Source organism: Myxococcus sp. XM-1-1-1 (assembly GCF_020037095.1).
Classification (GTDB): domain Bacteria; phylum Myxococcota; class Myxococcia; order Myxococcales; family Myxococcaceae; genus Myxococcus; species Myxococcus fulvus.
In genome coordinates, this window is the sequence record NZ_JAIQDH010000031.1 from 64,386 (window position 1) to 77,074 (window position 12,689).

Annotated in this window: 12 protein-coding genes; 4 read left to right on the forward strand and 8 right to left on the reverse strand. The window is 70.6% G+C overall.

Annotated features, from left to right (window positions below):
• Positions 1-6 precede the first annotated feature (6 nt).
• Both K8640_RS38110 and polA read left to right on the forward strand, forming a co-directional pair.
• Positions 7-2,232, forward strand: a complete 2,226-nt coding sequence (locus K8640_RS38110) for an FHA domain-containing protein (RefSeq protein WP_223751586.1) — start codon at positions 7-9, stop codon at positions 2,230-2,232.
• A 45-nt stretch (positions 2,233-2,277) separates the two neighbouring features.
• The gene (gene polA / locus K8640_RS38115; RefSeq protein WP_223751587.1) at positions 2,278-5,010 is read left to right on the forward strand and encodes a DNA polymerase I; all 2,733 of its coding nucleotides are present in this window, start codon (positions 2,278-2,280) and stop codon (positions 5,008-5,010) included.
• Between the two features lie 312 nt (positions 5,011-5,322).
• Here the strand turns inward: polA and K8640_RS38120 are convergent, their stop codons facing one another.
• From K8640_RS38120 to K8640_RS38140, 5 genes are all read right to left on the reverse strand, one after another.
• On the reverse strand, positions 5,323-5,865 hold the full coding sequence (locus K8640_RS38120; RefSeq protein ID WP_223751588.1) for a hypothetical protein: 543 nt from the start codon (positions 5,863-5,865) through the stop codon (positions 5,323-5,325).
• A 165-nt stretch (positions 5,866-6,030) separates the two neighbouring features.
• The gene (locus K8640_RS38125) at positions 6,031-7,272 is read right to left on the reverse strand and encodes a peptidase MA family metallohydrolase (RefSeq protein WP_223751589.1); all 1,242 of its coding nucleotides are present in this window, start codon (positions 7,270-7,272) and stop codon (positions 6,031-6,033) included.
• A 12-nt stretch (positions 7,273-7,284) separates the two neighbouring features.
• On the reverse strand, positions 7,285-7,581 hold the full coding sequence (locus tag K8640_RS38130; protein ID WP_223751590.1) for a DUF167 domain-containing protein: 297 nt from the start codon (positions 7,579-7,581) through the stop codon (positions 7,285-7,287).
• Positions 7,582-7,585: 4 nt separating this feature from the next.
• Entirely contained in the window at positions 7,586-8,113 is a 528-nt protein-coding gene (locus K8640_RS38135) for a DivIVA domain-containing protein (protein WP_046713350.1), read from the reverse strand.
• A 76-nt stretch (positions 8,114-8,189) separates the two neighbouring features.
• Entirely contained in the window at positions 8,190-8,738 is a 549-nt protein-coding gene (locus K8640_RS38140; RefSeq protein ID WP_223751591.1) for a HEAT repeat domain-containing protein, read from the reverse strand.
• Positions 8,739-8,861: 123 nt separating this feature from the next.
• Here K8640_RS38140 and K8640_RS38145 point away from each other — a divergent pair, with 123 nt between their 5' ends.
• Positions 8,862-9,371 (forward strand): J domain-containing protein, encoded by a 510-nt coding sequence (locus K8640_RS38145; RefSeq protein ID WP_223751592.1) that lies wholly within the window; start codon positions 8,862-8,864, stop codon positions 9,369-9,371.
• On the opposite strand, the gene K8640_RS38150 is transcribed toward K8640_RS38145, so the two are convergent.
• Both K8640_RS38150 and K8640_RS38155 read right to left on the reverse strand, forming a co-directional pair.
• Positions 9,305-10,297, reverse strand: a complete 993-nt coding sequence (locus K8640_RS38150) for a stage II sporulation protein M (protein WP_223751593.1) — start codon at positions 10,295-10,297, stop codon at positions 9,305-9,307. The two genes, K8640_RS38145 and K8640_RS38150, sit on opposite strands and share 67 nt — an antisense overlap.
• Before the next feature lie 2 nt (positions 10,298-10,299).
• Entirely contained in the window at positions 10,300-11,064 is a 765-nt protein-coding gene (locus tag K8640_RS38155) for an RDD family protein (protein WP_223751594.1), read from the reverse strand.
• A 518-nt stretch (positions 11,065-11,582) separates the two neighbouring features.
• Here K8640_RS38155 and fruA point away from each other — a divergent pair.
• A complete protein-coding gene (fruA, locus tag K8640_RS38160) occupies positions 11,583-12,272 on the forward strand; it encodes a response regulator transcription factor FruA (protein WP_046713355.1) in 690 nt (229 codons plus the stop codon).
• A gap of 65 nt (positions 12,273-12,337) precedes the next feature.
• Here the strand turns inward: fruA and K8640_RS38165 are convergent, their stop codons facing one another.
• On the reverse strand, positions 12,338-12,559 hold the full coding sequence (locus K8640_RS38165) for an MbtH family protein (RefSeq protein ID WP_046713356.1): 222 nt from the start codon (positions 12,557-12,559) through the stop codon (positions 12,338-12,340).
• Positions 12,560-12,689 lie beyond the last annotated feature (130 nt).

Here is a 12,689-nt window from a genome sequence, read left to right on the forward strand (position 1 = left end):
CGCGCCATGGCCACACTGGTCGTCCGTCTGCCCGACGGTACGGAGAACGAGCACGAAGTCGTCGGCGAGCTGAAGCTGGGCCGCCAGCAGGGCTGTGACATCCTGCTCACCGAGGGCGGCGTGTCGCGCACGCACGCGCGCGTCTTCACGGAGGCGGGCACCGTCTTCATCGAGGACCTGGGGAGCGCCAACGGCACCTTCGTGAATGGCGAGGCCATCGCGGAGCCCACCGCGCTCACGCCCCAGACCGAGGTGGTGCTCGGCGACTACACGCTGACGCTCAAGGCCGCGCCCTCCCGCGCGTCCGGTGCGCGGCGCGCCGCGAAGTCCGCCGGCTCCGAGCCGCCCATGCCCGTCGGTGGCGAGGGCGGTGGGGCGCGCGCGACGCGGGCCCTGCCCAGCGTGAAGTCGAAGCCCGCCGGGGCTCCGCCTCCGGGTGGGGCGCTGGCGAAGCGTCCGAAGCCCGCGGCAGGGGGAGGCGCCAGCGGCCCGCTGCTGCGGGGCACCGTGGGGCCGTGGGCCGGCAAGACGTACCCGCTCAAGGGCAAGGTGCTGGTGGGACGGCTTCCCCCGGCGGCCATCATCCTGGAGGACGACTCGGTCAGCCGGAAGCACGCGGAGCTCGAGGCCACCGGCCGGGGCGTCCTCGTCAGGGACCTGGGCAGCGCCAATGGCACGCTGCTCAACGGAGACCCGCTGGGCCCGGAGCCGGTGGAGCTCCAGCCCGGGGACCAGCTCCAGTTCGGCGTCATCGAGCTGACCTTCGAGGCGCCCGAGGAAGAGGCGGCGGTGCCCTCGCGGCGTGGGGCGGGCGCGGCTCCGCCCACCCGGCGGCGGGACGCCAGCGGCGGCGGTGGAGACCCGGAGGCCGCGCGGCGCAAGAAGCTGCTCGTGGCCGGCGGCGGCCTGGTGGCGGTGCTGCTCGTGGCCGGCGTGGTGAAGGTGATGCTGCCCTCCACGCCCGCGGAGACGAATGGTCCCATGGGTCCGGGCGTGCAGGTGGACCCCGCTCAGCAGATCTCCGACCTGCTCAGCGAGTGTCGCTCCTTCGCGTCCAGCGAGCTGGGCGCGCCCAACTGGGCCAAGGCCGAGCAGATCTGCTCGCAGGTGCTGGACCTGGACCCCATCAACACCGACGCCAACACCCTCATCCGCCGCATCAAGCTGGAGAAGGAGGCGTACGAGAACTTCTCCACGGGCGAGAAGCTGGTGCAGCGCCTCAAGCCCGAGGAGGCCCTGGCGTCGTTCCGCAAGATTCCGCGTGAGAGCGAGTACTTCCGCCGCGCGCGCTCGAAGGCGAGCGAGGCGGCCGAGCAGGTGACGAAGCGCGCGCTGGATGACTGCAAGCGCTACCTGAACAACTCGCAGTGGAGCGCCGCGGTGCCGCGCTGCCAGACGTACATGGCGGTGTGGTGCCAGAACCAGCCGCGCGAGGACCTGCAGCCGCCCCTGGGCTACACGCTGAAGCTGGACGGGCGCCTGCGCCGCAACGAGTGGCGGCCGAAGGACCCCCTGTTCGTGAAGTTCCTCATCTCGCGCCAGAAGCTGGATCCGAACTCCGTCCCGTGGACATGCCCGGTGGCCGAGGTGCTCAACCAGGAGAACCTGCCCACGGACCCGAAGATGGTGGTGCTGGAGGCGGTGAAGCAGCGCTACCCCAACAAGCTGATGCAGGCGGCGATGATGGACTACTGGTCCGGCCGCGGCAGCGAGGCGCTGGCCACGCTGCAGAAGCTGCGCGCCAACTACGAGTCCTCGGCGCTGCACGGGGCCGCGGACGAGATGATGAAGACCATGTCCACGGTGGATCAGCTCTTCAAGGGTGGCCAGAGCTACCTGGCCGCGGATGACCCGGAGAAGGCGTCGGAGCCGCTGCGCGAGGCGCTGGAGGTGGACAAGTCGCTGATGCTCGACCTGGCCGAGTCCAAGCCGTCGTTCTACCGGCGCAGCATCCTCCAGGACATGGCGGACAAGGCCTATCAGCGCGGCCGGCACTGGGCGGACCGCGAGGACAACCGCCGCGCGTGCCGGGTGTGGAAGCTGGGCTTCAGCTTCTATGCGGGCAACGCGGACCTCAACAAGGCGGCGGGCTTCTGCTCGACGCTGGCGCTCAACACCTTCCGTGGCGCCGGCGGCTGTCCGGACCTGGCGGCGGTGCTGGACCTGGCCGTCAAGGGCGACGGCGTGGAGGAGATGGTCGAGGCGAAGAAGCGGGAGTGGAAGTGCAACTAGCGCGCGACATGGACAGGGAGGGACGGGCGCGCTAGGCACGGGGGCATGGCCGACACCAGCCCCTCGCGCTCCGCGCCCACCCTGGTCCTCATCGACGCGTCCGGCTTCATCTTCCGCGCCTACCACGCGATTCCGCCGCTCACGACGAGCAAGGGCGTGCCCACCAACGCCGTGCTCGGCTTCACGCGCATGGTGCTCAAGTCCCTGAGGGACTTGAAGCCCACCCACGTCGCGCTCGCCTTCGACAAGGAGAGCCGCGTGGAGCGCCAGAAGATCGACCCCACGTACAAGGCGAACCGCGAGGGGCCTCCCGAGGACCTGGTGCCCCAGTTCGCGCTCATCCGCCGCGTGGTGGAGGCGCTCAACCTGCCCATCCTGGAGATGCCGGGCTGGGAGGCGGACGACGTCATCGGCACGCTCGCGCAGAAGGCCAAGGCGGAGGGCTTCTGCGTCCAGGTCGTCACCGGGGACAAGGACTTCATCCAGATCGTCGACGAGGACGTGCGCCTGTTCGACCCGATGAAGGACGTGCACACCCGGCCCGAGGACGTGAAGGAGCGGCTGGGCATCGAACCGAGGCAGATGCGCGACTACCTGGCGCTCATCGGCGACGCGGTGGACAACGTGGCCAAGGTGCCGGGCATCGGCCCGAAGACGGCCACGGAGCTCATCCAGCAGTTCGGTGACGTGGACACGCTGCTGTCGCGGCTGGACGAGGTGAAGAAGCCGAAGATTCGCGAGAACCTCGCCTCGCACCGCGAGAGCCTGCTGCGCGCCCGGCAACTGGTCAGCTTCAAGACGGACCTGCCGTTGGAGGTCCGTGTGGCGGAGCTGACCCGCAAGGAACTGGACGCCACGCGCGCCCGGGAGCTGTTCACCGAGCTGGAGTTCTACGCGCTGCTCAAGGAGCTGCCGCAGGCGGGGCAGGGCGGAGCGCCGGGCGCCTCCGAGCCCGTGAAGGAGAAGCCCGCGCCCTTGCCCACCACCACCGCGCTCGTCACCACGGACGAGGAGCTCCAGGCGCTGGCCCAGGCCGTGCGCGCGGCGGGCTCGGTGAGCCTGGTGCCGGCCTACGAGGGTCTGCCCTTCGCCGCGAGGCTGGTGGGCCTGGGCGTGGCCCTGCCGGACGCGAGCACCCGCTACGTGCCGCTGCGCCACGATGTCCTGGGCGCCACCCAGGTGCGCCCGGACGCCTTCGCCGCCGCCTTCAAGGCCGTGCTCGAGGACGCCGCGGTGAAGAAGGGCGGCCATGACCTCAAGGCGCTCACCCTGGTGCTCGCCAACGAGGGCATCGACCTCACGGGCGCGCACGACGACGTGGAACTCTTGAGCTACCTGCTCAACCCCTCGCGGCGCGAGCACGCGCTGGCGGACCTGGCGCGCGAGCGGCTCGTCACCGAGCTGCCCGCGCTGCCCCCCGCGGCCGAAGGGCGGCGCGGCAAGAAGGACCGCGCGCTGGCGGACCACTCACCGGAGGAGCTGGCGCTGGGCTTCGCGGTGCGCGCCGAGGCCGCGCGCAGGCTCGCCCCCGAGCTGTGGAAGGAGCTGGACGAGGCGAAGCTGTCGGAGCTGGCCCAGAAGCTGGAGCTGCCGCTGCTGCCCATCCTCGCGCGCATGGAGCGGCGGGGTGTGAGCCTGGACACCCAGGAGCTCGCGCGCATCTCCGTCAAGGTGGACGCGGCCGTCGAGTCGCAGGTGAAGGAGGTCTACAAGCACGCCGGACGCGAGTTCAACATCGGCTCCAATCCGCAGCTGGTGCAGGTGCTCTTCACCGACCTGAAGCTGCCCATCATCAAGCGCGGCAAGACGGGGCCGTCCGCGGACCAGGAGGTGCTGGAGAAGCTGGCCGAGGAGCACCCGCTGCCCAACGCCATCATCGAGTACCGCAGCCTGTCCAAGCTCAAGAGCACCTACCTGGACACGCTGCCCACGCTGGTGGCCGCGGACGGCCGCATCCACACCACGTACCACCAGGCCGCCACCGCCACGGGCCGCCTGTCCTCCACCGACCCCAACCTCCAGAACATCCCCGTGCGCACGGAGCTGGGGCGGGAGATCCGCCGCGCCTTCGTGGCGGCCCCGGGCCACCAACTGGTGAGCGCGGACTACAGCCAGGTGGAGCTGCGGCTGTTGGCGCACATCGCCGACGACGCCGTGCTGGTGGAGGCGTTCCGCAACGACGAGGACGTGCACAGCCGCACCGCCGCCGAGGTCTTCGGCGTGGCGCCGGACCAGGTGGACCGCGAGCAGCGCCGCGTGGCGAAGATGGTGAACTTCGGCATCGCCTACGGCCTGTCACCGCACGGCCTGTCCACGCGCCTGGGCATCCCCCAGGAGACGGCGCGCGACATCATCGAGCGCTACTTCATCCGCTACGCGGGCATCCGCCGCTACCTGGAGGAGACCGTCAACACGGCCCGCAAGACGGGCTACGTGGAGACGCTGTACGGCCGGCGCCGCTACATGGCGGACCTGAACTCCAAGAACCGGGGCGTGGCGCAGGCCGCCGAGCGGGCCGCCATCAACATGCCCATCCAGGGCACCGCCGCGGACCTCATCAAGAAGGCCATGCTGGTGGTGGACGAGGAGCTGCGCGCCCAGAAGCTCTCCACCGTGCTGCTCCTGCAGGTGCACGACGAGCTCCTGCTGGAGGCGCCGGACGCCGAGGTGGAGCAGGTGAAGGCGCTGGTGGCGCGCGGCATGGCGGGCGTCGCCTCGCTCAAGGTGCCGCTGAAGGTGGACGTCGGCGCGGGGAAGAGCTGGGCGGACGCCCACTGAAAAGCAACGCGGGAGGAGCGCCCACCCCCGTAGACGCTCCCCCCGCGGTCCCACGCGCTATCTCACTGCCCCCACGAAACAGCCCCCACGACAACAATGCCGACCCGTCCGACCGGCGAGTCGCGCGGACCCCCATCCACGCGTCTTGCCAGCGGCTCGCGATGCGCGCTCACCACTCCCCAGCGGGAGCACGCGTCCCCATAAGGCGCGCCACGGGGTCCCCACCCCTGGCACGCTCCCTCCCGCCGGCCTCGGACCCTCCCAGTCTGGAGCGTCAAGCCGAACGGGTCGGCAAACCCGACCACCCCTCACTCAATGCATCGCGGTGCGTCCATCCCTCGAGCCGGGCGGCACGTGCCTGACGCGCGACGGCCGCTCGAAGTACTCCACCACCAATCCCCCGAAGGGTACCCTGGGCCCCTCCACCCTCGAATCCCTGAGCCGCTGGAGCAGCGCCACCGCCGAGTCCACCGCCTCGTCCACGGCGCGGTTGATGCGCTCCTTCTCCCCATCCCCGCCGCCCAGCACCTCCGCGGCATCCACCAGACAGCGCCGCAGCGCCGAGAACTCCTCGTGCAGGGCGCGCGCGCCACGCTCCGGCGACAGCCGCAGCACCGCCTTCGTGCGGCTCCAGGGGCTCGTGTCGTCCCCCTCCAGCATCAGCCCCAGCTCCCGGACGAAGGGCTCCACCAGTCCGTCCAGCTGGCTCAGCGGCGCCTGCGAGCCATCCGAGTCGTGTGCCGTCATCCGCATCCGCCGCCACAGCGCAGCGATTCGGTCCGGCTGCTGGCGGAAGAACCTCGCCAACCCCGCTGCCTTGCGTCCCCGCTCGCTCATGTCCGGTGCCTTCCGCATCGCATCGGGAGCTATAGCAAGGCGGTTGCCAGCGCCTGAGACCCGCGCCCTCCAGCAATTCCAGCCACTTGGCCGGGTGGAGTGTGGCGTGGAGGTGCCTGGGACGGTAAAAACTTCCGGGTTCGGCTTGTAGAGGTGTCCGAAGGTCCAGATGCCCCGGGCGCTTCAATGCAGGGTGGGCTTGAGCGTGCGGGCGCGCGGGTCCTCGCCGTCCGTGTCCGGAGCCTCACCCTCCGGTCCCATCCCGAACTCGCCCGAGGGCGACTCCGCGTGGGGGGCGCTGTCGGCGTGCTCGGGCTCCGGCGCGGGTGGCGCGCCCGTCCAGTACACCTCGCCGGGGGGCGCGCCGTCCTCGGGGGCGGGCAGGGGCGTGGCATTGGCCTCGGCCGCCTGCTGCTGGGCGACGAGCATCAGCCGCAGGGCGGCCTCGTCCGCGGCCTCCTGGGCGGCCATCTCGGCCAGGCGCAGGTTCTTCTGCCGGCGGCGGCGCGCGTACGCGGCCACGCACAGCACGGAGGCCGTCAGCCACAGGAGCGCGGAGCTGGTGGTGAGCGGCAGCCAGCCGTAGCGGGCCGCGAGCCCGTCGCGCCAGCCGGCCTCCTCCACGTCCAGTGACGTGTGGAAGGCCTTGCCGAAGGCCGTCTCGAAGGGCTCGCCCGCGCGCACCCCGTCCACGAGCTGCCCCATGGCGTGGGCGCCGTAGCGGGTGCCCAGGTGCGCGACGAAGGCGGCGCTCTGGGCATACGCAATCTCCACGTCGGCGGGCAGGTCCGGCCAGTCGTCGGACAGGTCCTCGAAGTGGAAGACGCGCTCCTGCGTCACCGCGCGGAAGAGGGCGGAGTAGTGCGTGAGCGAGAAGCGCTCTCCGGTGACGTTCTGCGCGACGCCCTCCTGGAACCAGCGCGGCCAGTCGCGCGCGAGCTGTCCCAGCGCCACGTGCGCCAGCTCGTGCCGCAGCGTCTGTTGCCCGTCCGGCGCGTTCAGGCTCAGCGCGTCCAGCAGGATGATTTGATGGGCGGGGTAGGCGAGCGCCACCGCCCAGCCCGGGGGCTTGCCGCCGGGGAGCGCCAGCGCGTCGAACTCGTCGCGCCCCACGCCCAGCCGCACCTCCGTCACCCCCGGCCAGTCCCGCCCGAGGATGCCGCCGAAGCCGTCACGCACCGCTTCAATCTGCCCCGCCAGCTCCCGGGCCGCCCCGGTGGCCGCGGCCGTGTGGAGGATGCGGAAGCGCTTCGTCGTCACCTCGCCGACGACCTGGGGAGGCCGGGCATGGGGGACGAGCACCACGTTGTCCACGAGCGCGTCGCCCGCGCCGTGGGGATGGGAGACGGAGCCTTCGACCAGGCCCTGGGCCCACGCCCGAGGCATGGCCCAAAGCAACAGCAGCAGGACGAGCAGGTGGCGCATGCGGGGGCCTCGCTAGGCCCCAGACATAACAGCCTCGGTCCGCGCCGCATCAATGCCGACCACGTGCACGCGTTTGCGGCGCGATGCGTCACCGGCCACGAGCCTCACCTGCCTCCGGGGGACACCCAGCTGCTTGCCCAGGAACTCGAGCAGGGCGGCGTTGGCCTCTCCATCCACGGGCGGAGCGGCGAGCTGGATTTTCAACAGCCCGTCATGCTCGCCGACGACGCGGGTGCGCGAGGCGCGGGGCTGGATGAGCAGCGCCAGCTCCACGCCGTCCGGCAGGGACTTCAGCCAGGGCGGGGCCACGGCGCTACTCGCTGACGGTGGCCTTCTTCTGGGACAGGTAGGCCACGTTGTCCTCGACGCGGGCGTAGTCGCGGTCCGCGAAGGCGGGGGCCTTGAAGGTCTCCAGCAGCTTCTGGTGCGCGTCCAGCACCGAGCGCACCTGCGACTCGAACTGGGTGCGCTGACGCTTCAGCTCGTTGATGTCCTCCACCACCTGCACCAGCCGCTGGTGCGCGCCGTGGACGATCTTCTCCGCCTGGTGCTCGGCGTCCGCGATGATGATCTCCGCCTCCTTCTTGGCGGCGGACTGGAGGTCCTCGCTGATGCGCTGCGCGGTGACCATCGTCTCCTGGAGGGTGCGCTCACGCTCCTGATGCTGCTCGAGCTTGAGCTGCGTGCGCTTGAGCTCCTCCTTGAGCGCGATGTTCTCCTTCACCACCTCCTCGAACTCGCCGGCGATCAGCTCGAGGTAGGCCTCGACCTCGCGGCGGGAGAAGCCGCGCAGCGCCGTGTCGAACCGCTTCTGCCGGATGTCGAGCGGAGTGATCTTCATGCGCCGGGAGTCTAGCGCAGGACCGCGACTTCTCCAGGAATCGGCCCCGGGAGCCCGCCTGCCCGCAGGGCGGGGGTCAGGGCGCGGCGGTGGAGGGGGCCTCCCACTGGGCGGCCACGGCGCGGGCCGCGTTCTGCACGGCGGAGGTGAGGCGCGCGTCCGTGGTGGCGTCCTGCAGGGTGCGCCGGGCGGAGGCGGTGCGCTGGAAGATGAGTCCGTTGAGGGCCTGGATCTTCAGCGCGTCCGGCATGCGGGGGTGGCGCACCACGTTGCCGAGGATCTCCTCGGCCCGGGGATGCTGGAACAGCGCCACCGCGCGCAGCACGGCCTGCTGGGTGCGGGGGTTGGGGTCCCACAGGTGGATGGCCAGCGAGTCCAGGGCGCGAGGGTCCCCCAGCAGGGCCAGGTCCTCCACGGCGATGGCGCGAATCTCCTCCGGCGCGGGACGGGCGGCCCACAGCAGGGCGCGCAGGAAGGCGGCGTCGTCGCCGGGCACGGCCTGGGGGGCGGGGGCGGACGGCTCCGGGGCGGGCCGGGTCGATTCGGTGGCGGGACGGGCCTGGGCGGCCGGGGGCCGGGCCGGGGCGGCGGCGAGCAGCAGTCCGGCGACGAGCAGGGGGCTCATGCTGTGGGTTCTATCCGAAAGGCCGGGGGTCCGGCGGGGCGCGGTGGAGATTTTCTTGACGCGATCTCCCGACGTGGGAGCTTGGCGGTGCTACAGGACTGTTGCTGACGGGAGCAAGGGCCGATGAACGCGGTGGCTTCGAGCTGGCGGACACTGGAGAACGTCGAGGTGGAGTGTACCCACTGCGGCATCCGGATGACCCTTCAGATGGGGAACCGGATTCGCTACTTCCGGTGTTCCGGCTGCCACCGCTGGGTCTCCAGTACCTACTCCGAGGTGTTCCGGGCGGACGCCAAGGTGCGCACCCACCCCGTGAAGGACACCGGGGCCCGGGACGAGCAGTTCATCGAGGTGAAGGACCGGCTGGAGCGCTGGCTGTCCGCCATCGAGGACCAGGACCCCTACCAGCTGCTCGGCGTGTCGCCGCTGGACTCGGCGGACAAGGTGCGCGCGCGCTACCACGCGCTGGCCATGGAGCGTCACCCGGACCGGGGCGGCTCCGCGGAGAAGATGCGCGAGCTGAACGTGGCCTACGAGCGCATCCTCCGCCACCAGCAGCGCAAGCGTCAGGAGGCGCTCACCTCGGGCGCGTCCGTGGTGTCGGCGTCGGTCCTGCCGGCCCGCAGCAGGTAGGCCCAGAACAGGCCCCCCAGGGACAGGCCCAGCGCGGCCTTGGCCCACGTGGGGAACAGGTCGCCCGGGGACACGTAGCCCTCCACCACGCCGATGCAGGCCAGGAAGGGCGCGCACCCCAGCACCAGCTTCACCGCCTCGCGTCCGCGCAGGGCCAACGCCTGGCTCCGGGGCAGCTCCCCGGGGTCCACCAGCGCCTGGCCCACCATCAGCCCCGCGCCCCCGGCGATGACGATGATGGACAGCTCCACCGGCCCGTGCGCGGCGATGAAGTCCAGGAAGCCCACCGTCATGCCCTCGCGGATGCACAGCGCGGAGATGGCGCCAATCTGCACGCCGTTGTTCACCAGGATGAACATCGTCCCCAGCCCCGCGAAGATGCCCATCGCGAAGGTGAGGATGGTGACGGTGAGGTTGTTGGTGGCGATGCCGGAGGACACGGAGTTGGGCGGCGCCACCGACAGGATGTCGTCCGTCCACATGCGCCCCTGGGCCACGTACTGACGCACGCCCGAGGGCACCAGCAGCTCCGCGCCGCGTGGCTCCCACAGCACCACCAGCGCGCCCAGCAGCAGTCCCAGGCAGAACAGCGCGGCGCTCGCGCCCACGAAGCCCAGCTCGCGGCGCAGCGTGCGCGGGAAGTCGCGGCGGAAGAAGCCTCGCACCGCGGCCCAGCGCTCGCGCGGAGGCTGGTAGATGGCCGCATACGCGCGCGCGCAGAGCTGGTTGAGGAAGCGGTGCGCGTCGGTGTCCGGGTAGAACGTCTGCGCGAGCGCCAGGTCCGAGGTCGCGCGGCGGTACAGCGTGTCCAGCGTGCGCAGCTCGTCCAGCGTCAGCGTGCCCGCGCGCTGGCGCTCGAGCAGCCCCTCCAGCGACTTCCAGCCCTCCCGCTTCTGGGCGACGAACGCCGTCAGCGCCTGGGCCATCCTCAGCGCTCCGTCCGCACGAGGCCGCGCAGGTGGGCCTCGATGGACGTGGAGGACGCGAGCACCCCGTCGCGCTCCGCGTCCGTCAGGCCGCCCAGCTTCTCCACCATCCGCGCGCCCATCCGGAGCCGCACGTCGGGCGCCAGGCCCGGCGCGCGCGTGAGGAACGCCAGCACCAGCTCCACCTCGTCGGGCTTCAGCGCCCGCGTCGTCGAAGGCGCGGCGCCGCTCGTCGCCTGGGACGCCGGCTGCGTGTACTTGTCCAGGTCGATGCGCTCCTCGCGCACCAGCACCGTGCCGGCCAGCACGTCTCCCAGCCGCTGATGCCTGGGCGTGAGCAGGAGGCTGATGCAGCCCACCGCGTAGACGCCGGGCAGGAAGTCCACCGCGCGGCACAGGTTGCGCACGGCGCTCTCGTAGAGGCCCACCGGCGAGCCGTCCAGGCGCACCACGCGGATGCCCAGCGCGCGCTTGCCCGGCGTCTGCCCGTGGAAGAAGACCTCGCCCAGCGTCCAGTACAGCCACTGGGTGGCGAACACGCCCACCACCAGCAGCGTCTGCCCCAGGCTCGACAGCCCCTGGAACACCCCCAGCACGTCCGACACCAGCAGCGTGAAGACGAAGTACGCCACCACCCAGAAGAAGAAGAGCAGGCTGGCGTCCACCAACCACGCCAGGCACCGGTAGCCGATTCCGGCCACGGGCAGGGAGAGCGCCACGCGCTCCGGCGTGGCCACGGCGAGATGCGGGCTGGGTGCGGTCCTCATGTCCGCTACCCAGCATACACGCCGAGGACCCATCTCCCGTCGTCACCTGGGGCAGGCCCTGCGACGATTCCGGACATCACCCGCTGTCGCATGGTGGACAGCCGACCGCGTGCCAGGGCCCGGCGGATATCGGCTGTTGGACGGAAGGGCTTGTCATTCCAACGACAGCGATGACGAACCAACGGACGCGGTGGCCGAATCCCATCGGATTCGCGCACACTTGACACTCTGTCCAGGGTCGGCTTCGCCTCTGCGCTTCCCCGGTGTTAGGGTATTGGTGACGTTGGACCTGGAGCTGGCTCCAGCGGAGGTGGAGCCCGGAAGGACGTCACCAGTTGTGAGGAGTGAAAAGCAGTCACGGAGTCAGGTCGTGCATCATCGGACCGACCCCGGAGTGGTTCAGCGGACGCGCAAGCTCGACCTGGAAGCCTCATCCCGCTGACCGAGCAGTCCCGAGGTCGGAAGCAGTCAACACGCTAGTACAAGTTGTTTCGCCATGGCGGCTGGGGGGCCTTCGCATGGCAACTAATCAAGCTGCGATTCGTGTATCCATTCTCGAAGGGCCGTTCGTGATGTGGGAGAACATCGCCGACGGTCTTCGTGGTGAGGGCGTGAGCGTGACCTCGGTGACGAGGGATGCGCGCTTGTTCCTCGACAGCCTCGGGACCGATCCGCCGCAGGTGGCGGTGATGGATGTGGAAGGAGACGGCGAGGCATCCCTGGGATGCTCCGTGACGGAGGGCATCAACCTGCTGCGCGAGGCGCGCAAGCGACGTCTGGAGGTGCGCATGCTCCTCCTGTCGGCCGTGAGCGTGCCGGAGATCATCTCCCAGTGCTTCGACGAGGGCGCCTCGGGGTATCTCTTCCGCAAGGGGCTGGGAACCTCCGCGGTCTCCTCGGCCATCAACTCACTGGTGCGAGGGGAGCGGCTGTTCCCGGTCCAGCTGCTGCGCAACGACTTCGAGCATCCACCGGTGACGACGCCCACCGCGAGCGTGCTCATGGCGCTCACGCAGCGCGAGCGCGAGGTGCTGCAGTATGTCTCCGGCGGTGCGGACAACCTGAAGATCGCCGCGCACCTGCAAATCGCCGAGCGCACCGTGAAGTCGCACGTCACGCAGCTCTACCGGAAGCTCGGGGCGGAGAACCGCACCCAGCTCGCGTTGCGCGCGTGCCACCTGGGGGTTCGTCCGCCTCCGGACCTCTGAGTCGACACCGCCCGCCACGGACCCCAGCCAGGTCGCCGGGGTCCGTCGGGCACGACTCGGGTGCCTCAGTTCTTCAGGGCCTGCTCTTCCATCTTCTTTCGCAGGCTGAGCGGACGCATGTCCGTCCACACTTCCTTGATGTACGCGAGGCACTCGGCCTTCAGGCCCTGCTTGCCCGCGTCCTTCCAGCCCAGCGCGTTCTCCCGGTCCGCCGGCCAGATGGAGTACTGCTCCTCGTGGTTGACGACGACCTTGTAGATCGTCGTGTCTTCGCGCTCGTCCGCCATGTGAGTCACCCCTGAAAGTGGCTGTATCTTGTTCACATCCCAGGAAAATGGGTCAAGACCGCCAAAAGTAGGCTGACGCCCACTTTCCCCTCTCCTGGTCGCACTGCTCCGACAGGCTGTTCATCGCGGC

Excerpts from the sequence above, each read along its gene's own strand:
- K8640_RS38145 (WP_223751592.1), top strand. The coding sequence starts at position 8,862 with ATGAACGCGGTGGCTTCGAGCTGGCGGACACTGGAGAACGTCGAGGTG.
- polA (WP_223751587.1), top strand. The coding sequence starts at position 2,278 with ATGGCCGACACCAGCCCCTCGCGCTCCGCGCCCACCCTGGTCCTCATC.
- K8640_RS38135 (WP_046713350.1), bottom strand. The coding sequence starts at position 8,113 with ATGAAGATCACTCCGCTCGACATCCGGCAGAAGCGGTTCGACACGGCG.
- K8640_RS38125 (WP_223751589.1), bottom strand. The coding sequence starts at position 7,272 with ATGCGCCACCTGCTCGTCCTGCTGCTGTTGCTTTGGGCCATGCCTCGG.
- K8640_RS38150 (WP_223751593.1), bottom strand. The coding sequence starts at position 10,297 with ATGGCCCAGGCGCTGACGGCGTTCGTCGCCCAGAAGCGGGAGGGCTGG.
- K8640_RS38155 (WP_223751594.1), bottom strand. The coding sequence starts at position 11,064 with ATGAGGACCGCACCCAGCCCGCATCTCGCCGTGGCCACGCCGGAGCGC.
- K8640_RS38110 (WP_223751586.1), top strand. The coding sequence starts at position 7 with ATGGCCACACTGGTCGTCCGTCTGCCCGACGGTACGGAGAACGAGCAC.
- K8640_RS38140 (WP_223751591.1), bottom strand. The coding sequence starts at position 8,738 with ATGAGCCCCCTGCTCGTCGCCGGACTGCTGCTCGCCGCCGCCCCGGCC.
- K8640_RS38120 (WP_223751588.1), bottom strand. The coding sequence starts at position 5,865 with ATGCGGAAGGCACCGGACATGAGCGAGCGGGGACGCAAGGCAGCGGGG.
- fruA (WP_046713355.1), top strand. The coding sequence starts at position 11,583 with ATGGCAACTAATCAAGCTGCGATTCGTGTATCCATTCTCGAAGGGCCG.
- K8640_RS38165 (WP_046713356.1), bottom strand. The coding sequence starts at position 12,559 with ATGGCGGACGAGCGCGAAGACACGACGATCTACAAGGTCGTCGTCAAC.